Source organism: Paroceanicella profunda (genome assembly GCF_005887635.2).
Lineage (GTDB): Bacteria > Pseudomonadota > Alphaproteobacteria > Rhodobacterales > Rhodobacteraceae > Paroceanicella > Paroceanicella profunda.
In genome coordinates, this window is record NZ_CP040818.1 from 2986374 (window position 1) to 3007613 (window position 21240).

Sequence of the window (21240 nt, forward strand, 5' to 3'; positions counted from 1 at the left end):
CTGGGGAGGCGGGAGGAGATCGGCTCCTGCAAGCTTGTTGTACGCAAGAGTTCGAAACTTGTAGCACCGGACTGCGGCCGATGAGGCGGAGCACCGCCCGCTTCGGCTGCGATCTGCCCTGAATTTAATCGGTCTGCGCCGGCCCGGCGGGCGCGGAACAGCGTCAGGCCGTGGTGAATGCGTTCGGTAGAGGCTCGTGCCGGGGCGTCGCCGCCTGGCGGGAGCTGTGGGTTCCGACGGGGCATCGGGCCGCGCGCAAGGGGAGGGCGCCGGGGTCTCCGGTGCCGGAGCGATCATGTCGGAATCGCGGAGGGTGGCGGAAGCACCGGCTGCCCGCTCAGCAAGGCGGGACGTTTTGACGGATGCAAGACGTGCCACTTCCCTGTATTGGTCCTTTGCAAACTGCGAGATACTTTGCAAACTGCGAGAAACCCGGTCGGAGCGCTGCATGGATCATTTCACCACCCGGCCAGAGATCCGCGGAACATTCGGAGCTGTCGCGACCACGCACTGGATCGCCTCCGCCGTTGGTTTCGGGGTGCTTGAGCGCGGTGGCAACGCTTTCGATGCCGCCGTGGCCGCGGGGCTGGTGTTGCAGGTGGTCGAGCCGCATCTCAACGGCCCGGCCGGAGACCTGCCGGTGATCTTCCACGCGGTGCGCGAGGGCCGCACGGAGGTGCTCTGCGCACAGGGCACCGCGCCGCGCGCCGCCACCGTGGCGCGCTACCGGGCCGAGGGGCTGGAGGAGATCCCCGGCTCCGGCCTGCTCTCCACGGTGATCCCCGGCGCCTTCGACGGCTGGATGCTGATGTTGCGCGACCATGGCACGCTGAGCCTGCGCGAGGCGCTCGGCCCGGCGCTCGGCTATGCGCGCGACGGCCATCCGCTGCTGGCGCGCGCGGCGGAGGCCATCGCCGGGCTCGCCCCGTTCTTCGCCGCAAAATGGCCCAGTTCCGCGGCGGTCTGGACCCCGGGCGGCGTGGTTCCCCGGGCCGGTGCGCTGTTCGCGAACCCGGACCTGGCGGCGACATGGACGCGCCTGCTCACCGAGGCGGAAGCCGCCGGCGACAGCCGGGAGGCCCAGATCGATGCCGCCCGCTCCATCTTCCGCAACGGGTTCGTGGCCGAAGCCATCGCGCAGTACCTCTCCACCGCCCGGGTGGAGGATGCGAGCGGCAGCGCGCATGGCGGCGTGCTGGACCGCGCGGACATGGCCGGCTGGCGCGCGCATTACGAGCCGACCGTGCACCTCGACTATGCCGGCTGGACCCTGCACAAGACCGGCCCCTGGGGGCAGGGCCCGGTGCTGCTGCAGGCCCTCGCCATCCTGCGCGGTGTCGACATCGCTGGCATGGACCCGATGGGCGTGCGCTTCGTGCACACGGTGACCGAGGCGATCAAGCTCGCCTGGGCGGACCGCGAGGCCTATTACGGCGACCCGGCCTGGTATGACATCCCCATGCGCACCCTGCTCTCGGAGGAGTATGCGGCCACCCGCCGGGCACTGATCGGCCCCGAAGCCTCCCTGGAGCAGCGCCCGGGGCATGTGCGCGGCTACGAGCACCTGGCGCGCGCGGCGGTGGCCCGGGCGGCGCAGGGCTCCGCGGTTCGGACGGACGCCAGCTCCGGCGAACCCACGATGGCGCATCTGAGCGCGGCGCCCGGCGACACGGTGCACCTCGACGTGGCCGACCGCTGGGGGAACATCGTCTCGGCCACGCCCTCGGGGGGCTGGCTGCAGAGCTCCCCCGTCATCCCCGGCCTCGGTTTCCCGCTCAACAGCCGCGCGCAGATGTTCTGGCTGGACGAGGGCCTGCCCAGCTCGCTCGGCCCCGGACGACGCCCGCGCACCACCCTCACCCCCACGCTGGCGGAGAAGAACGGCACGCGCCTTGCCTTCGGCACTCCGGGGGGCGACCAGCAGGACCAGTGGCAGCTCATCTGGTTCCTGCGCATGGTCCATCACGGGTTCGACCTGCAGCAGGGGATGGACGCGCCGCTGTTCCACAGCGCGCATTTCCAGTCGTCCTTCTCGCCGCGCCGGGCCACGCCGGGCGCGCTCTTCGTGGAGCAGGCGCTGGGAGAGGAGACCATCGCCGGCCTGCGCCGCCGTGGCCACAGGGTGACCGTGGCGCCGGACTGGTCGCTGGGCCGGCTAACGGCGGTGATGCGCACGCCCGATGGCCAGGTGCAGGCCGCCGCCACGCCGCGGCTGCAGCAGGCCTACGCCATCGGCCGCTGAGCACCGGGGCGGGTTTCGCGCGACCACATATCCGATGACAGGGGCGGTGCGGCCATCCGCTCCGCCTTGTCCGGTGTCTGCCGGGCAGCGCGGGAGGACCCCCGCGGGCAGGCACGACCGCCCTTCACAGCGGGCGGTGCCGGATGCGTGTCACCGCCAGGCTGGCCCGGAGGGCTGCGCCATGCGGGCCCTGATCGGAGCGGCCCATTGCCGGACGCCGGGTTGTCCCTCCTTCACGCGTGATTGCCGGCCGGGGTGTCGACCATCGGAGGTGCGGTGTCGCGGCACAAGTTCGGACAGGGCGGGGGCGCGGCTGTATTCACTGGGTCCGGACGGGTGAAGGCGCATGTCGCGTGCGCGCCCGAGGGCCGCGGGGTCAGATGCAAACGGGGTCGTATGACTGTGACAGGCGGAAATGCTGCGGGGGCCGCGCACGGCCCCCGCAGGAGATGTCAGGATCCGGATGCGCTCCACAGGCCGGAGCAGCGCGGCTCCGGCCCGGGCGGTGCTTCCGCGCGCCGGGCGCGATCAGGCCGCGCGCCGGTGGTGGAGGCCCTCGCGCAGCTCTTCCTCGATCTTGTCGACGAAGGCCGGCAGGTCATCCGGGCACCGCGAGGTGACGATGCCCTGGTCGGCCACCACGGCCTTGTCCACCCAACGGGCACCGGCATTGCGCAGGTCCGTGCGGATCGACCAGTAGGAGGTCGCCTCCCGCCCGCGCAGCGCATCGGCTTCCACCAGCAGCCAGGGGCCGTGGCAGACGGCGGCAACCACCTTGCCCTGGGCGACGAACGCCCGCACCAGCGCCACCGCGGCCTCGTCGAGGCGCAGGACATCGGGGTTGATCTGGCCGCCGGGCAGAACCAGCGCGTCATAGTCATCGGCCGAGACCGAGGCGATCTCGCGGTCCGCGGAGGCACTGTCGCCCCAGTCCTTCTCGTCCCAGCTGCGGATGTCTCCGGCCTCCGGCGCGGCGATTTCCACCGTGGCGCCGCGACGGCTGAGTTCGAGATGCGGATAGCGCAGTTCGCTGCGCTCATACCCATGCGTCGCCATGATGAGAATGCGGGAGTTGCGGATATCGGTCATGCCGGTCTCCTTTCCGTTGTGTCTCTTCAGTGTCGTATGCCGGGTCAACGGGGCCCGAGGGAGCACGGTTCCGAAAAACAGCCTCACCGATGCGTGAGGCCGCTGGCCGGCGCCGGCCGGGGCAGGGCCGCTGGCTGGCGCCGCGCGCGTCGGGCCGGCATGCGCGCACGGGGAAATCGCCGGTGTGGCGCCGCAGGTCCTGCACATCCGGTTCGCGCGCGACACCGCCTTGCTCCCGGCTGATGACACGCGGCCGGCCGGGCGCGCTCCCCGGCCCGGAGGTGCGGTTCCGGCGGGTTTGACAGGCCGCCGCCTGCGAACATATGTGGGGAACCATCCCGGCTTCCGCAGGCGGGCCCGGGCCGCGCTGGCCGCCGGCCGCCCCAGGTTGCGCCCCCCGAACGGAGATCCGCCCATGTCGTCGCTGCGCTCCCGAACCCGTCGCAGGAAGCGCGCCCCCGTCGGCGCACGCCCGGGCATCCTCACCGCCGACCCCCAGGCCGAGGACAGCGCCGCGAGCCTGATCAGCTTCGACGACGACACCGCCAGCGCGCCCGTGCCCGGAACGCTGGAGGCCATCCGCGCCGCGCGCGCCGCCGGCCGGCGCGTGTGGCTTGACGTGACAGGGCTGCGCGACATCGCCTTCATCGGCGCGGTGGGCGCGGAATTCGGCCTGCACCAGCTTGCCCTGGAGGACGTGGTCAACACCGGCCAGCATGCGAAGGTCGAGAGCTTCGAGGGCAATGTCTACGCCGTGCTGCGGATGTTCCGCCCGGACAGGCCCTTCGAGACCGAGCAGATCTCGCTGTTCCTGGGCGCGGATTTCGTTCTCACCTTTCAGGAGCGCAAGGGCGACTGCTTCGGCGAGGTGCGCCGCCGGCTGGCCGACCCGAAGGCGCAGATGCGCCGCCGGGGCGCCGATTACCTCGCCTATGCGCTGATCGACGCGGTGGTGGACGGGCATTTCCCGGCGCTGGAGCGCGCGGGCGACCTGCTCGCCGACCTGGAGGACGAGATCCTGGCCGGGCCGGACCCCTCGCAGATGCTGCGCCTGCACGAGATGCGCGGCCGCCTGATGGTGGTGCGCCGCGCCATGTGGCCCACCCGCGACATGGTGAACTCCCTGCAGCGCGGCGACATCCCGGAAATGCGCGAGGAAACCCGCGTCTTCCTGCGCGACGTGCATGACCACGTGGTCCAGATCATCGACATGAACGAAAGCTACCGCGAGACCGCCGCCAGTCTGCTGGAGGTCTATCTCTCGATGCAGAACGCCCGGATGAACGAGATCATCAAGATCCTCACCGTGGTCTCCACCGTGTTCATTCCGTTGAGTTTTCTTGCCGGGCTCTGGGGGATGAACTTCCAGGGCTCGCCCTGGAACATGCCCGAGCTGCACTGGGCCTACGGCTATCCGATGGCGCTTGGCGTGATGGCGCTGGTGGCCGGGGCCATCCTGTTCTTCATCCTGCGCAAGGGTTGGCTGCGCGACGCCTCCCGCGTGCCGCGCGCCCATCCCCATGGCGAGGAGACCGCGAAGCCGCACTGAAGCCGGCCCGCGCCGGGCGGGCGGCCGCTGCCGTGCAGACGGCCGGGCGCAGGCCGGCGACGTGCGGGCGGCCGGGGCCGGATGTGAGGCCGGCGAAGTGCGGCCAGCCGGGGACGGACGAGGGGCTTGTGCGACACAGGCGACTGATGCCGGGCCAAGGGCTCGCGCCACCGCAGGTAACCAGTGCCTCGCAGGCAACCAGTGCCACGCAGGCGACTGGTGCCGGGCAGGCGGCTGGTGCAACGCGGGCGGCCAGCGCCGGGCCAAGGGCTTGTGCCAAGCAGACGGCCCATGTCGGGCGAGGGACAGCGCCAGAGGCCAGTGCCACGCAGGCGGATCATGCCGGACGAGCTGTCAGAGCCGCGCAGGCAGCTCTCGCCCGGCGGGTAGCCAGAGCCGCTCTTCCCCATGCGGGTTCCGGTAACCGCGCCAGGGCGCGGCGATCGGCGCCACTGTGCGCCCTCCCGGCGCGCGCCGTTGCGTGATCCCCCTCCCGTATCCTGGCGATGCCGAACCCCCGGCGCGCGCTGGACCAAGCGTGAGGGACGCACACGCCCGGGCCGGCGCCGCGGCCCGGGCCGCGTGGCTGATGCGCCGCAGGGCCCCGAACCTGTCGCCCACATGCGTTCCGGGGGGCCGGGTGCAGCATGGTCGCGCCGGGAAGGGGCATCCTCGTGGCCCGGGCGAAGGGGGTGCCGATGGAGGGCAGGTCCCGCCTGCCGCGCCCGGCGCGTCGCTGCCGGTGTCAGCGTGTGCAGGAGGCCGGGCGGAGCGCGCCGGCGCAGGCCGGGTCCGCCTGTGTCACCGGCATGTCGAGCCGCACCCGGGCGCGGGTGGCGGCACCGGCCGCGTCGATCACCGAGATGGAGACGAAGCCGGGGCCCTGCGGCGTCCAGCTCGCGGAGCGGTCGAAGGGGCGGGTGTCCAGCGGCCGGCCATCGACCAGCCAGGTGTAGGGCGGCCGCCCGTCGCGCACGCGGATGAGCAGGGCCGCGTCGGGGCCCGGGGCCAGCAGGATGCGCGCGCCGTCCGGCGGATAGGCGATCTCGGGGCCGGGCGCCGGCGCGAGCGCGGCGTTGCGCGGGCGGAACCGGCGCAGCGGCGGCGGCAGCTCGGCGGTGGCCAGTGTGAGCACCGGCCCCGGCGGCGGCGGCAGCGCGACCGCGGGCGCGCCGAGGCGCCCGAAGGCCTCGAACAGCAGCGGCGCGGCCTCGTGCGCGCCGAGCGCCCCCGGCACCGCCGCCGCGTCGGCGCGGCCGATCCACACCCCGATCACATGGGCGCCGTCGAAGCCGATGGCCCAGGCGTCACGGCTGCCGTAGGAGGTGCCGGTCTTGTAGGCGATGCGCCGGGGCGCGGCCACCGGGGGCGGCGCGACCCCGGCGAGCACGTCCGCCACCTGCCAGGCCGCCGTGGCGGAGAGCAGCCTCGGCCCCGGCGCCGCGCCCGCCTCCCCCGGCTGCGCGGAGAGCCGCACCGGCGTGCCGCCGCGCGCGATGCCTGCGTAGAGCGTCACCAGGTCGCTCAGTGACAGGCCGAGGCCCCCGAGCCCGATCGCGAGGCCCGGCGGGCCGGAGCCATGCGGCAGCACGGGCTGCGCCCCGGCGCGCCGCATCCGTGCCATGAGCTGCGCCGGCCCCACCGCCTCCAGCAGCGCCACGGCCGGGATGTTCAGCGACATCTGCAAGGCGGTGCGCAGGCTCACCGTGCCGTGGAACCGGCGGTCGAAATTCTGCGGCTCGTAGCTGCCGAAGCGCATGGGCGCATCGTCGATCAGCGTCTCGGGATGAGCGATTCCGGCCTCGAAGGCGAGCCCGTAGATCAGCGGTTTCAGCAGCGAACCGGGCGAGCGCGGCGCCCGCGTCATGTCGACGAAGCCGCGCCGGGGCGTGTCGAGATAATCGGCCGAACCGATCTCCGCGAGGATCTCGCCGGTCGCGTGATCGGCCACGATCAGCGCCGCGGACAGCCCCGGCCCCAGCGCGCGGGCCCGCTCGGAGACCAGGGTTTCCAGCCGCGCCTGCAGGGCGCCGTCGAGCGTGGTGGCATGGCGGGCGCCGTCCCGGCTGCGCAGCCGGTCGGCGAGGTGGGGGGCATGCATCGGAAAGGCGATGCGGGCGCGGGGAACCGGCGCGGCGCGGGCGGCCGCGAGACTGCGCGCATCGATCAGCCCGCGCGCCGCGGCCCGGGCCAGCACCCGGTCGCGCGCTGTCCGCGCGGCCTCGGGAAACCGGTCCGGCCGGCGGCTCTCGGGCGCTTGCGGCAGGGCGACCAGCAGCGCCGCCTCCGCGGGCGAGAGCCGGGCCGGCTCATGCCCGAACCAGCTCAGGCTCGCGGCGCGCACCCCCTCGACATTGCCGCCGAAGGGCGCCCGGGCGAGGTAGAGCGCGAGGATCTCCTGCTTGTCCAGCCGTCGCTCCAGCGCGAGGGCCAAGCGGATCTGGCGGATCTTCGCCGGCAGGCTGCCGCTCGGCCCGTGCTCCAGCAGCCGCGCCACCTGCATGGTGAGGGTGGAACCGCCCGAGACGATGCGCCCCTGCGCCAGGGCCTGCCCGGACGCGCGCACCAGCGCCAGCCAGTCCACGCCGCGGTGGCGGGCGAAGCGCCGGTCCTCCCAGGCGAGCAGCTGCGCGACATAGCCCGGGTCGACCGCCCGGGGCGTGACGGGCAGGCGCCAGGTGCCGTTCTCCACCGTATAGGCGCGCAGCAGTCTGCCCTCCCGGTCCACCACCGTCTCCGACATGGCCGGCGCCAGCGGCGGCAGCACCGTGCGCGCCACCCAGGCGTCCAGCGTCGCACCGCCCACCAGCCAGCCCAGCCCCGCCAGCCCGAGCCCGAGGCAGAGCCGGCGCGCCAGGGCCCGCAGCCGGCTCACGCGGCCCACCCGTCGGGCCGCGCCCGGTCGGGAGCGGGGCGGCCGGCCAGGACCCGGTGCGCCGGCGCCACGCCGGGTCCCGCGTTGCGGGCGGACACCGAGCGCCCCGCGGGCCCGGCGCCGGCGTTCCGCAGGTCTGTCCGTGCCGCGATGACCGGCCCCCGTCGCGCGGGCGCATCGAGGGTCCGTGCGAAAGGCACGGGCGCGCCGATGCGTCGCGCAAGCTTCGCGAGCGTGCGGTTTGCCCTGGAGCGGGACACGGGCGGCCCCGTCACGACGCCGGGCCGTGCCGGTTGTGGGGATGCACCGCCGGGTGGCATCTGGCACACGGGCGCAACGGGGCGTTCCCGACCGGCCTTTGCACTGCGGATCGACGCGCGCGCCACGGGCGCCTTGCCCGACCGCACCCGGTGCGCGGGCAGGATGCCGGACGCTGAAGGGCGCCGGCTGCGTCCGGGCGGGGCAGGGCGTCCGCTCGTCCCGAGAGCATCGGCGCCTGTCACGGGCGCACCGTCACCGTGCCGGCCGGCGTGCGGGCGCGGTAGGCCGGGCGGTACATGTCCTCCACGCTGGCGGCGGGGTGGTGGAACGCCCCCGGCGACACGGCGCGCACGATGTAGGCGAGGCGCAGCGGCGCGTCGCCGCTCCAGTCCACCGCGGCGAGGAAGCGGTCCGCGCGCATCTCCACATGCGCGCCGGTGTCGGGAAGGCCCAGCCAGTCCAGCCCGGCCACGTCGCCGGCGCGCAGCAGGTCCGGGTTGTCGATCTCGAAGCCGGCGGGCAGCGGATCGTCGATCATCAGGCGCGCGGCGCTGTCGCGCTCGGGGGTGACGGTGAGCACGGCGACCAGCCGGTCGGAGCGCGCGACGGAGGCAACGTCGGCCGGGCTGCCGTCGAGATGGTAGTAGGCCCGGGCGATGCGGTAGCCGTTGCCGCCGGCGGGCTCGGGCTGGGAGGGCACACCGATGGTGGTGATGACCGCAGACAGCGGCGCGGAGCCCTCATTGCCGATGACCGTGGCGGGCCCACCGTCGGCGGGCGCGGGGATCCGGCGCATCGGCGGGCCGTCGAGCGGTGCGCCGTCAAGCCGGGCCCCCTCCGGTCCGCCCGGGGCGAGCAGCGCGTGCGCCGCCAGCAGGGCCCAGGCATTCTCCTGGGTCGAGCGGTCGGCCAGCGGGCCGGGGCGGGTCACCTCGCGGGCGAGGGCCTGCAGGTCCACCACGGCGCTGCGCACCTCCGCGGCGAGGGCGAGCACGCCGGCCGCGTCGCGGCGCCGGGAGCCGTAGTCCGCCCGCCACAGGGTGTCGTCACCGCCCGCGTCCTGGCCGAGCAGGGTCACCGCCCGGCGGAACAGCGCGTCGGCCCGGGGCTGGTCGCCGTGATAGGCGAGCGCGGTGGCAAGCTGGGCGAGGGCGAGCGGCGTGGCGAAGGCGCCGGCACGGGTGTCGGCGTAGTAGCGCAGGTCGCCGGTCGGCGCGGCGCCCTCACGGGCGAGCACCATGAGGGCGTAGGCGATGTCCTCGCCGCCGCGCTCGAAGTCTCCCGCATAGCTCACCCGGTTGCGCAGGTTGCCGAGCGCCATGCGGAAGGCGGTGTCGGACACCGCGTGGCCGGTCTGGCGCGCGCGCGACAGGAAGTCGGTCACGTAGGCGTCCAGCCACAGGTCGCCCGCGCCGGGGCTCCACAGGCCGAAGGCGCCGGAGCCGGACTGGTTGGCCAGTACCCCGGCAATGGCGGCGTCGATGCGCGCGGAGAGCGCGGCGGGGCTGTCCATCCCGGCGGATGCGGCCATGTCCGCGAGGTAGAGCAGCGGCAGGGCGGCGGAGGTGAGCTGCTCGGTGCAGCCGTAGGGATAGCGGTTCAGCGCCATCAGCAGCCCCGGCACGTCGAAGCGCGCCACCGGCCCCAGCGCCAGCGTGGCCGAGCCGGTGCCCGGCACGATGCCCTCGAAGGCGTCGGCGCCGATCTCCAGCCGTCCGCCCGGCGGGATCTCCACCCGGGTCTGCCGGGCGATGGGCGGATCATTGGCGCGGATGTCGAGGGCGAGGCTGCGGGTGAGCCGCGCGCCCGCCGGCGTGGTGAGGGTGACGTCGATGCGCCCCGGCCCGGCGCTGCCCGCGTGGAGCGGAATGTCGAGCGTGGCGCGCCCGCCCCCGGCAAGCTGCACGCTCCGGCTGCGCGCGGCGGCCGGGATCTCCACGCCGGTGGCCTCCAGCGTGACGGTCACCGCGCCGGCCGGGCCGGCGGCATGGGCGAGCGTGAGGCCGAGCCGGCTGTCATCCCCGGGCGCGAGGAAGCGCGGCAGCGCCGCGCTCACCACCACCGGGTCGCGCACCAGCACGTCGCTCTGCGCCGCGCCCACCCCGCTGTCGGACCAGACCACCGCCATCAGCCGCAGGGTGCCGTTGAAGGCCGGCAGGTCCAGCGGCAGGCGCAGCGTGCCGTCCGCGCCCACCTGCAGCGGGCCGGAGAACAGGGCGAGCAGCTTCTGCGTCGGCGCCGGGCCCTGTCCGCGCCGGGGCGCGCTGTCGCCGCCCGAGCGCAGCGCGCCGGTTTCGCCGTGCAGCCCGTCGATGAGCCTGCCGTAGAGGTCGCGCATCTCCATCCCCAGCCGGCGCTGGCCGCGGTAATGGGCCAGCGGGTCCGGCGCGGTGAAGCCGGTGAGGGTGAGGATGCCGAGGTCCACGGCGGCGATGGTGGCATGGGCGGTCTCGCCCGGGGCGATGCCGGAGACCTGCAGCACCGCCTCATAGGGCGCGCGCGGCCGGGCCTGGGCGGGCGAGGAGAAGCGGGCGTCCAGCTTGCCCGCGCCCGGCGCGATGCCGGCCCAGCCGATGCCGATGGCCCGGGCGGGGTTGCGCCCGGCGCCGGCATCCGCCGGGCGGATCAGCGTGGCGGAGACATAGGCGCCGGGCGCCCAGTCATCGGTGACGGGCAGGGAGATCGTGGTCTCCTCCCCGGTCACGCTGACGGCCTGCATCGCCACCAGCCGGTCGGTGATCACCTGCACCAGCACCTCTCCGGCGCTGCGCGGCACGAGGTGGAGGCGCGCGGTCTCGCCCACCGCGTATTCGGCCTTGTCCAGGGCGGCCTCCAGCCGGTCCGGGGTGTCGCTCCCCGCCGCCGCCACGTTCCAGCCGGCGGAGAAGGTGACGCTGGTCGCGATGTCGCGGCCGGAGGTGAGGCGGAGCGCGTAGCGCCCCCAGTCCACCGGCGCTGCGATGCGCGCCGGCGTGCCGGCGGCGAGGTCCAGCGTGCCCGCGGTCACCCGCTCGGGCCGGGTGACGGTCTCGTAGCGCCAGTCGCCGCCGTCCTGGTACCACTGGTAGCTCACGTGCAGGCGCGAGAGCGTCCAACTCACCCCGGTGAGCGCGGCGGGCTGCAAGGTGCCGTCGGGGCCCGGGGAGAGGGCGATGGCCTCGAAGGCCGCGGTGCCGCCTTCGCCCACGGAGCCGTCGAACAGCGGCTTCACGCCGATGCGCGGCCCGTCCGGGCGGAGCGCGCGGGTGATCTCCCGCTCCACCGGGCGGCCGGACTGTTCCGACAGCCGCAGCCGCGCGGTGAGCGACAGCAGGCCGGAGACCGGCGGCGCCTCCGGCATCGGCAGCGCGAGGGTGAGGCTGCCGTCCGCCCCGGTGCGCAGCCCCGCGCCGAGCGGACGGGCACGCGCCTCCAGCGTCTCCTCCGCCAGGCCGAAGCGGTAGCCGGGCCAGGCCTCCAGCCGGTCGGTGCGGGTGAGCAGGGTCTCGCCCTCCACGTCGAGATCGGCGCCGGGCGCGCCGTAGAGATAGCGCGCCGAGACGGTGAGCGGCGGCAGCGCGCCGGGGGTGAGCGCGCCCTCGGGCAGGGCGAGGTCGAAGCCGATCCGCTCCGGCTCGAAATCCTCCACCAGGAAGGCGGTTTCAGCCAGCGGCGGCGTGTCCGGGTCCGCGTGGATGCGCAGGGTCCAGGTGCCGCGCATCGCCTGGCCCGGGAGGTCGTGCGTGAAGACATGGCCGCCGGCGGCGCCGGGGGCGAGCAGGCTGCGCGCGGCCTCCACGCCGTCGGGCCGCTGGAGGATCGCGGTCAGCGGCAGGTCCGGCAGGGCGCGGGCGCGGCTGTCGCGGGCCAGCACCGTGGCGTGCACCGTCTCGCCGGGGCGGTAGGCGCCACGCTCGGTGGAGAGGAACACGTCCACCGGGCCGGGCGCCGGGCGTCCGGCCACGCCGCGGTCCGACAGGTCCAGCGGCGCCTCGGCGAGCGAGAGGAAGGCGAAATCGCCCTCCGCGCTTTCCAGGGTCACGGCGGCGGGCGCCATGCCGCCGGTGCCGCGGATGAGGCCGGGGGCGAAGCGGGCGCTGCCCGAGGCGTCGGTCTCCGCGCTGCCCAGCAAGCTGTTGTTGCGCGCGAGCAGCCGGACGGTGAGCCCGCCGAGCGGGGTTGCCGCGCCCAGCGACCGGGCGAAGACATGCAGCCCGTCCGCCCCGGTGAGCGTGGCGACGCCGATGTCGGTGACGATGAACCATTGCGTGGCGGCGCTCTGCCAGTCCGCCTCCTGCGCGCCGGTGCGCGCGGTCATCAGGTAGACACCGGGCAGGACCTCGGGCAGGGCCGCGCCGAGGGGCAGGAGGGTGGTCACCTCCGCGTTGTCGCGCCGGGCCACGTCTCCCACGCCCTCCCAGACGAGGGCGCCGGTGTCCTCGGCGATGCTGCGCTCGTCCCAGGCGTCCAGCGCGCCGAGGAAGCGGCCGCTGCGCAGGGTCTCGACCAGCCCGCGCGCCGCGATCCGGCTGATGCGCAGGCGCACGGTGTCGGTGTTCACGGTGATCACCGGCAGGGCCGCCCCGCTGCCGCGCGGCAGCACATAGGCGCGGGCGGGGAAGCGCACGGCCGGGGAGCGGTCGGGGATGTAGGCCTCCACGGTCTGCGCACCGCGCAGGGTCTCGCCGCTGCGCGCCGGCAGGCCGCGGCGCAGGGTGAGGCTGTAGGTCCGGCCATGGGCGAGCCCCTCGATGCACAGGCGGGCACCCTCCGGCTCCACCGGCAGGGCCGGGCCGTCCATCTGCACGAAGGGAGCATAATCCACCCCCGCCGGCACCAGATCGGAGGAAAAGCGCAGGCACAGCCGGGGGGCGGCGCTGTCGGCCTCCACCTCCTGGTCGAGGAGGCGGAACCCGAAGAGCGCGCGCGCCCGCTCCAGCGCCGAGGCGATCTCCGGCGCGGGGGAGAGACTGTGCGCGAGACGCAGGGCCTGCACGCTGGCGCTGCCGTCGCCATCCTCCTCCAGCCGGGCCGCGAGCACGTCCAGCGCGGTGGCGGCCATGTCCGGATCGGCGGCGCGCAGCACCGCGTTCACCGCAGCGTCGAGCGACAGGCGGGTGAGCGCGTAGCGGTCCGCGTCCGGGCGCTCGGCGGCCAGTGCCGCGGCGCGGGCGAGGGCGAGCCAGTCCTGCGGAGTGTCGTCGCGCGCCGCGATCCGCGCGGCAGCCGCGGTGTCCGCGGCTCGTGGTGCCGGCCCGTCCGTGCCGGCGCCAGGCGGAGAGGGATAGTCATAGGGCAGGCTGCGCGCCGTGGCCGCGGCGCTGTCGAGCAGGCCGGCGGGCAGGAAGGCGAGCTCGGCTGCGCGGATGCGGGCGGTCTCCGCCCAGCCCGGCTCCGGCGGCAGGATCCGCGCCGAGAGCGCGCCGGGGAAGGGCCGCAACTCCCCCTCGCCGGATTTCAGGAAGCAGGCGGAGGCGGAGCGGTTGAAGGTGAAGGCGGTGCAGGCGCTGTCGGCGCGGCAGGCGCTGTCGCAGAAGCGCAGCTCGGTGTCGAGGATGGCGCGCAGGTCGGCGCCGTAAAAGTCCGTGCCGCTGGTGGCCACGGCGCGGCGCTCGGGCACCGGCGCGCTGTCCTGCGCTGCGGCGAGGCCGGGGGCAAGGCCGCCCATGAGCGCGAGCAGCGCAAGGAGCCGCCGCGCCCGCCCGCGCCGCGGGGCGGAGCCGCGCGGCAGGTCGACAGGGGCTGCGTGGAAGCTGGCGCGCGAGGGGCCGAAGCCGGGTATGAGGCGCATCGTGAGGGTCCTTCCGGTCTGCCGACCCGTCGTGCGGCGCGGGTCGCGCGGGGAGTATAGCGCAGGTTCGCGCGGTGCGGCGAGTGCCGGGTTGCGCGCGCAACCGGGATCGCGTTGGCGGTGAGCATGGGGGGAGGACCGCCTGCGGGGGGGAGGCGGGAAGATGCCTGACGGGGTCAGCGCGCCCGCCCGCCCTTCCGGCGGTTCGGGGCGTGGCGGCTTGCGGGGCGTTCGTCCGGCACCCGGCCCCGGCGTGCACCGCGACCTCGACCACCCGTTCGGGAGGATCCGCCTGGCGGGCGGACCGATGCGGTGCGGGCCGCCGGGCGAACCGCGCCGCGCATCCTGCGCGTGGCGTCACGGGGATGGCCCGGCCGGGAGCGGAGGGGCCGGCCCGCTGGCCCCGCGTCAGCCGGCCAGACTAAAGAGCGCGTCGAAGGCGAGTTTCGCGGAGAGCGTGCCGAGCAGCACCAGAAGCACCCGCTCGAAGGTGGCCGGGGAGATGCGGCGCGCCAGCCGGGCACCGAGCGGCATCGCGAGCATGATCGGCAGGAGCGCACAGGCGCTGGCCAGCAATCCCATGCCGGTCATCAGCCCGCCGGCCCAGAAGGCCGGGATCTGCACCGCGGTGAAGGTGCAGAAGAACAGCGAGATCCCGGCCATGAAGGGCACCCGCCCCAGCCGCAGGGCGGAGAGGAAGGTGATGGACACCGGCGCGGAAATGCCCGTGGCCCCCTGAAGCACCCCGGCGGCGAGGCCGGCGGGAAAGGCGAAGCGGATGCCCTGGCCCGGCGTGAGCCCCCAGCCGGGCCGCGCGAGGCGCAGGCCGATATAGCCGGCCACCGCCACGGCGACCGCGAGCGGCAGCAGCGTCATCGGGAGGTCGCGCAGCGCCCATGTTCCCAGCAGGATCCCGGCCACGCCGCCACCCATCAACGGCAGCATGAGCGCGCGGCCGGGAAGCGCGGCGCGGTATCTCCACGCCTGCCACAGGTTGGTGAGCAGGTTGGGCACCAGCATCACCATCACCGCGAGCCGGACGTCGAACATCGCCGCGATGGCGGGCACGGCGAGCAGCGGCGCGCCGGCGCCCGTGGCCCCCTTCAGGATGCCACCGCCGGCAAGGCACAGGGCGACCAGCAGGATTTCGGCGATGAGCGTGAGATCGGGCATCCGGCAGCGGGCCTCTGGCAGGAAGGAGGGCGCGCGGACGGGCCCGGGGGCCCCCGCCCTCTACTCCCGCGCAGGCGGGATGGCAAAGGCTTTCTGCCCGCCCGGAACCAGCGCTCGCCGTCGCGCCCGCATGGCGCGCACCTACCACCGCGCCCGCATGGCACGCGCCTGCCACCGCGCCCGCATGGCACGCACCTGCCATCGCGCCCGCATGGCGCGCGCGCCGTCGCGCCCGCATGGCGCGCGCGCCGTCGCGCCCGGCGGAAGCGCGGCGCCCGCGCCCCCTCCGGGCCTGAAGGAGGCCGTTCCGGCCACGCCTCTTCACTCCCGTGCCCCGGCAGGGCCGGGACACGCTCGGACCGGCGCCTTCGGCAGTCGGGCGCGGGCTGTCGGGGGCGGCAGAGTGCGGATGCGGCAGAGTGCGGGCGTGTGCCGGAGGGGAGCGGCACGCCGGTGCGATGCTGGCGCAGGGCTGGCCCGCCGGCGCGGCGCGGGGGGAGGCGGTGCCAAGGTCGGTGCAGGCTGCCGGCTGACCGGCGCCCGCGCGCCGGGCATGGGGCCGGGCGACGTCGGCGCGGTGTCAGGAGCGGGAGCTGCGGTTGCGATCGTCGATCACGGGGTCCGGGTCGTCAGGCAGCAGGATGCGCTGCGCGTCGCCCTCGATATCGCGGTACTGGCCCGAGCGCAGGGTCCAGAGGAAGGCGCCGAGGCCGCAGAGGCCGAGGAACAGCGAGATCGGGATGAGCAGGGCGAGAATGGTCATCGGCGCCCCCCGGTGCCGCGCCCGGGCCGCAGGGCGTTGAGGGTGACGAGGATGGAGGAGCCGGACATAGCCAGCGCCGCGATGAGCGGATCGACCAGGCCCAGGGCGGCGAGGGGCACGGCGGCGAGGTTGTAGACCGCCGCGAGGCCGAAGTTCTCCAGCGCCCGGCGGCGGGCGAGGCGCGCCTGATCGAGGCACAGCATGACGGGGGCGAGCCCGGTCTCCGGGATCACGAAATCCGCGGCGATGCGGGCGATGTCGCTGCCCGAGGCCGGGGAGAGCGACACATGCGCCGCGGCCAGCGCGGGCGCGTCGTTGAGCCCGTCGCCGATCATCGCGACCGTCGCGCCGCTCGCCGCGAGCTCCCTGAGCGCGCGCAGCTTGTCGGCCGGGGTGAGGCGGGCCTGCCACTGCGGGATCCCGGTGGCCGCGGCAGCGGCGGCGACCGCCTCCGGCGCGTCACCCGACAGCAGCAGCACCCGCAGCCCGCGCGCGGCGAGGCGGGAGATCGTCTCCGCCGCGTCGGGCTTCAGCGCGTCGGTGAAGCTGAAGACCACCGGCGCGCCCAGCCCGGTGAGCCAGACCTCGGAGCCCGCGCCGCCATCGACCCCGCACCAGGCGGCGCGGCCGAGGCGCAGGCGCCGGCCCGCCACGCGTGCCTCCACACCCTGGCCCGGGATCTCGGCGAGCGCCTCCACCGCCGCGGGCGCCGCGGCCTCGGCGAGGGCGGCAAGCCCGACATGGCCGGCAAGGGCGCGCGAGAACGGGTGGCGGCTGGCCTCGGCGAGGCAGCGCGCGGCGGCGGCCTGCTCCGGGCTGAGCGGGGGCAGGAGCACCTCCGGGCGGCCGGTGGTGAGGGTGCCGGTCTTGTCGAACACCACGGTGTCGACCTCCGCAAGGCGCTCGAGGGCGGAGCCGTCCTTCACGTAGACCGCGGCGCGGAACAGCCGCCCGCTCACCACCGCTTGAACTGCCGGCACCGCGAGCCCCAGCGCGCAGGGGCAGGTGACGATGAGCACCGCCGCCGCGATCATCACCGCCTCGCGCACCGGCAGCCCGGTGGCGAGCCAGCCCAGGAACACCGCGGCCGCGGCGAGGTGGACCGCCGGCGCATAGATGCGCGCGGCGCGGTCCGCCAGCCGCGTGTAGCGGTTGCGCCCGGCCTCCGCGGCGGCGACCATGCGGGTGATCTCGGCGATGAGCGTCGCCTCCCCGGTGGCGCGAACCTCAACGGTGAGGGCGGCGGCAAGGTTCATCATCCCGGCGTGCACCGGGGTGCCGGGCCCGGCGGTCTCCGGAACGCTCTCGCCGGTGACCATGGCGCGGTCGATCTCGCTCACGCCGTCCAGCACCACGCCGTCGGCCGGCAGGGTCTCGCCGCGGGCGACGAGGATGCGGTCTCCCGGGCGCAAATCCTCGACATGGACATGGGTGCGGCCCTCGGGCGTCACCAGCAGGGCGGTGCGGGCGGTGAGCGTGGCGAGCTGCGCCGCGGCCGAACGCGCGGCGCGGCGGGTGTGATGGTCCAGCACCCGGCCGAGCAGCAGGAAGAAGGTGAGGCTCACGGAGGCGTCGAAATAGGCCTCCGCCCCGCCCTGGACGGTCTCCGACAGCGACACCCCGGCGGCGAGCAGGATGGCGAGGCTGATCGGCACGTCCATGTTCAGCCGCCCGGCGCGCAGCGCGGCCCAGGCCGAGCGGTGGAAGGGCATGCCGGAGAAGATCACCACCGGCAGGGCGATCATCGCCGAGATCCAGTGCAGCAGGTCGCGCGTGGCCCCGTCCGCCCCGGACCAGACGGCCACCGAGAGCAGCATGATGTTCATCGCCGCGAAGCCGGCCACGCCGAGCCGGGCGACAAGGTCGCGCCCCCGGGCGTCGGAGGCGAGCTCGCCCATCGCGGCGCTGTCGCAGGGGCGGGCGGAATAGCCCAGCCGGGCGAGGGCGGCGAGGATGTCGTCCGCCGCGATCCGCCCTGCATCGAAGCGCACCGACAGCCGGTGCAGCGACAGGTTCAGCCGCGCCGAGGCCACGCCGGGCAACCGGCCCAGCCCGCGCTCGATGGTGCCGATGCAGGCCGCGCAATGCGCTTCGGGCACCAGCAGATCGAGCGTGAACCCGCCCTTGCCGTCCGGCCGCGCCATGCGCGCGGCGGCCGAGCCGCCCCGGGCCACGTCGAGCGCGGCCCCGGTGGGGCAACAGGCCGCCGGCGCCGGGCCGGCCTCATACCCGACGGTGCTCATCGTCCCTGTCCTGACCTGCCGCGCGACATCCCGCGCGCACGCGGAGCTCGCCGGGCGATGGCAGCTTCCGCACCCGCCGGCGCGGCAATGCCTTTCCGCGCGGCCAGCCAGGCCGGACGGGCGCCCCGGAAGGCCGGCGCGCAGCGAGGCGCGACCGGGTTCGCAGCGGCGCGGGCCCCCGTCCATCCACACCGGGGCGTCGCAGCGCCTGGTGCATGCGGGTCGGCGACAGGGCTCACCGGTGCGAGGGAGGCAGATCCCGGCAGCGCGGCCGGACGGGCCGCGCGGAAGGCAGGTGCGCACGCGGCTGCATCCCACGTCGGGGCAGTATGGGGCACCGTCCGTCCACATCCGGGCGCTGCGCCGCCCGGCAGGTGCGGAACGGCGGCAGGTCCGGCAGGCAGGAGCGTGGCAGCGCCCGGACGCCCGGCTGGACAGGCCCGGCGAGGGGCCGGTGCGCCGCGGAACGCATCCGGGGCCGCAGCGTCGGGGGATGCCGTCCACACGCATCGGGACACCGCAGCGCGGGGCGTGCGGAGACCTGCGGCAGGCTTGACCGGCGGGAGCGTGGCAGCGCCCGGCGGTGCCGCCGGGATGCGGAAGGCCCGCGTGGTTGCAAGGGCGGCGCTCATCCCGGTTTTCCGGTCAGGGCCGGGGCGTCGGGTTTGGCCATCACGGGCGCCACGGGCAGATGTGGGGTGCCGGGTAAGGCCATTCCGGGCGCCACGGGCAGGTGTGCGGCGGTGAGTGGCTGAGAAGCGGAAGGCCCCTGCCGGGCGGTGAGTGGCTGCGCGGCGGAAGACGCGGGCGGGGTGGCGGATGACTGCGCGGCGGAAGGTCCGTGCGGGACGACGGGCGCTTGGACGGGCGGGGGGACCACCGGCGCGGCGGAAGGCCCGTGCGGAGGGATAGGTGCGGGGTCGGCCGGCAGGCCGATGGGCGCCTCGGGCAGCAGCATTTCGCGCAGACGGCGGGCGGCGCAGGGGGTGGCGCAGGTGCAGGGGGCGTCGCTCATCCCCGATCCTCCGGCACGAAGACGCGGGCCTCGCCCTGCCAGGTGGCGCCGGCGGCGCCGCGCAGGTGGAGGTTCACCCGCCACAGGCCGGGCGGCAGGTCGAAGCGGGCGCGGTAGGCGGCGCCTTCGTCGATGAACTCCAGCTCCTGCGCCCCCTGGTCGGTGGAGGGGCGCGCGGCATGGGCGGTGAGGGCGAGACCGTGCACCGGCACGCCGGCGGCATCGGTGATCCGTGCCACCACGCCGCCCGCGTCATGGGCGAGGCTCACGGACCAGCCCAGGGCCTCCTGCTCGGCGCGGTTGCGGTCGAACTCCTGGCTGGCGACGTAGGAATTCTCCACCACCAGCCCGGGGAAGGTGCCGGTGGCCAGCATCGCCATCGTCACGTTCACCGCGATGATGATGCCGAAGCCGGTGACGAAGATGGCGAGCACCATGCGGCCCGTGAGCGGTCTGGTCATGCGTCGGGTCCCTTGAAGAAGCTCATGGTGCGGGCGCGGGCGGGGCTGTCCTGCTCCGCCACCCAGACCTCCATCGGCACGTCGCCGGTCACGCCCGCCCCGGGTTCCGCGCTCACGAACACGCGGATCTCGCGGATCTGGTCGGGGCCGACCTCGATCAGCCTGCCGTCTTCGCCCTGGACCTGCAAGTCCAGCGGCAGGGCGGACTGCACCCCCAGCACGTAGCGGCGCGTGTCGCCGTGACGGTTGGCGATCTTGACGGTGTAGCCGTTGCGGATCGCCCCGGAGGAGAGGGTGACGAAGAGCGGGTTCCGGTCATGCGCCACGGTAAGGTCCACCGAGCTGCGCAGCGCCAGCGTCACCACCATCGCCACGCCGATGCCGGCCCAGAGCGTGGTGTAGAGCAGGGTGCGCGGCCGCACGATCCGCGTCCAGACCGGCGGGGTGGGCGCGCCCTTCGCGGCCGCCTCGTCATCGGCGAGGGTGACGTAGTCGATCAGCCCGCGCGGCTTGCCGATCCTGTCCATCACCTCGTCGCAGGCGTCGACGCACAGCGCGCAGGTGATGCATTCGAGCTGCTGGCCGTTGCGGATGTCGATGCCCATGGGGCAGACATTCACGCAGCCCATGCAGTCGATGCAGTCACCCGTGGTGTTCTCGTGCTTCTTGCCGCGCGGCTCGCCCCGCCACTCGCGGTAGCTCACGGTGAGGGTGTTCTCGTCCATCATCGCGGCCTGGATGCGCGGCCAGGGGCACATGTAGATGCAGATCTGCTCGCGCATGAAGCCGCCGAAGGTGAAGGTGGTGGCGGTGAGCAGGGCGACGGAGATGTAGGCCACCGGATGCGCCGCCCCGGTGACGAGGTCATGCGCCAGCGTCGGCGCATCGGCGAAATAGAACACCCAGGCCCCGCCGGTGGCGAGGCCGATCAGTGCCCAGACCGTCCATTTCGTCAGTCTGAGGCGGGTTTTGCGCCCGTCCCATTTCTGCCTGAGCAGGCGGATGCGGGCATTGCGATCGCCCTCGATCCAGCGCTCCACCAGGATGAACAGGTCGGTCCAGACCGTCTGCGGGCAGGTGTAGCCGCACCACACCCGCCCCAGGGCAGAGGTGAACAGGAACAGCCCCAGCCCGGCCATGATCAGCAGGCCCGCGACATAGTAGAATTCCTGCGGCCAGATCTCGATCCAGAAGAAGTAGAACCGCCGGTTCGCGAGATCCACCAGCACCGCCTGGTCAGGCAGGTTCGGGCCCCTGTCCCAGCGGATCCAGGGGGTGATGTAGTAGATGCCGAGCGTGACCGCGAGGATCCACCACTTGAGATTTCGAAACCAGCCATGCACCCGCCTGGGAAAGATCGGGATGCGGGCGGCATAGAGGGGTTGGGGCTCGACGCCCCCGGCGGGACCGTGACTCATCGGGACCTCCTGTGATGAGTGACGGCTCTTCCTATCCCGCCCGGCCGGGCAATTCCTTGATCGAGGTCAACCACGCCGTGTCGTGACGCCTCGCCCGCCCGGCGATCCGTGCTAGGTTGAGCCCCACCAAAGGGCGCCGCGCCGCCAGCGGCCCGACGCCCCGCAAACCGGGAGGATACGGGCAATGATCGAACGGCCGGGGGCGCAGAGAGACAGGGCCGAGGGGCCGGGACCGGGCGGGCAGCAGGCCGACACTCATCCGGAAAGCGGGCCCGGCACGCAGGCCGGTGCGGCCGGGGCGCGGGAGGTGTCCACGCACGGAACGCAGGCAAGCGGAGCCGGGGCGCAGAGGTCCGGGGCGCAGGCATCCGAAGCACGTGC

At 74.6% G+C, this 21240-nt stretch carries 10 protein-coding genes; 2 read left to right on the plus strand and 8 right to left on the minus strand.

The features are described 5' to 3' along the window. Window positions 1-448 precede the first annotated feature (448 nt). A complete protein-coding gene (locus tag FDP22_RS13410; RefSeq protein ID WP_138574375.1) occupies window positions 449-2242 on the plus strand; it encodes a gamma-glutamyltransferase family protein in 1794 nt (597 codons plus the stop codon). A 528-nt stretch (window positions 2243-2770) separates the two neighbouring features. Here the strand turns inward: FDP22_RS13410 and FDP22_RS13415 are convergent. Further along, on the minus strand, window positions 2771-3331 hold the full coding sequence (locus FDP22_RS13415) for a type 1 glutamine amidotransferase domain-containing protein (protein WP_138574377.1): 561 nt from the start codon (window positions 3329-3331) through the stop codon (window positions 2771-2773). Between the two features lie 415 nt (window positions 3332-3746). On the opposite strand from FDP22_RS13415, the gene corA reads away from it, so the two are divergent. After that, entirely contained in the window at window positions 3747-4880 is a 1134-nt protein-coding gene (corA, locus tag FDP22_RS13420; protein ID WP_138574379.1) for a magnesium/cobalt transporter CorA, read from the plus strand. 745 nt (window positions 4881-5625) lie between these two features. Here the strand turns inward: corA and pbpC are convergent. The 7 genes from pbpC to ccoG all read right to left on the minus strand — a co-directional run bounded on the left by pbpC (window position 5626) and on the right by ccoG (window position 20859). Beyond that, window positions 5626-7737: a penicillin-binding protein 1C gene (gene pbpC / locus FDP22_RS13425; protein WP_430225879.1), complete on the minus strand. Its 2112-nt coding sequence runs from the start codon at window positions 7735-7737 to the stop codon at window positions 5626-5628. Between the two features lie 517 nt (window positions 7738-8254). Continuing rightward, complete coding sequence (locus FDP22_RS13430) at window positions 8255-13786, minus strand: alpha-2-macroglobulin family protein (protein WP_138574381.1); 5532 nt, start codon at window positions 13784-13786, stop codon at window positions 8255-8257. 408 nt (window positions 13787-14194) lie between these two features. Further along, window positions 14195-14959 carry a sulfite exporter TauE/SafE family protein gene (locus tag FDP22_RS13435; protein ID WP_138574383.1) on the minus strand — a complete coding sequence of 255 codons (765 nt, stop codon included), beginning with the start codon at window positions 14957-14959 and terminating at the stop codon, window positions 14195-14197. 580 nt (window positions 14960-15539) lie between these two features. Then, window positions 15540-15722, minus strand: a complete 183-nt coding sequence (gene ccoS, locus FDP22_RS13440) for a cbb3-type cytochrome oxidase assembly protein CcoS (protein ID WP_138574385.1) — start codon at window positions 15720-15722, stop codon at window positions 15540-15542. Beyond that, window positions 15719-17965 carry a heavy metal translocating P-type ATPase gene (locus FDP22_RS13445; RefSeq protein WP_170317699.1) on the minus strand — a complete coding sequence of 749 codons (2247 nt, stop codon included), beginning with the start codon at window positions 17963-17965 and terminating at the stop codon, window positions 15719-15721. The genes ccoS and FDP22_RS13445 overlap by 4 nt, the downstream gene beginning before the upstream one ends. Before the next feature lie 1011 nt (window positions 17966-18976). Next, window positions 18977-19441: a FixH family protein gene (locus FDP22_RS13450; protein WP_138574389.1), complete on the minus strand. Its 465-nt coding sequence runs from the start codon at window positions 19439-19441 to the stop codon at window positions 18977-18979. Then, complete coding sequence (gene ccoG, locus FDP22_RS13455) at window positions 19438-20859, minus strand: cytochrome c oxidase accessory protein CcoG (protein ID WP_138574391.1); 1422 nt, start codon at window positions 20857-20859, stop codon at window positions 19438-19440. The genes FDP22_RS13450 and ccoG overlap by 4 nt, the downstream gene beginning before the upstream one ends. Window positions 20860-21240: the final 381 nt, after the last annotated feature.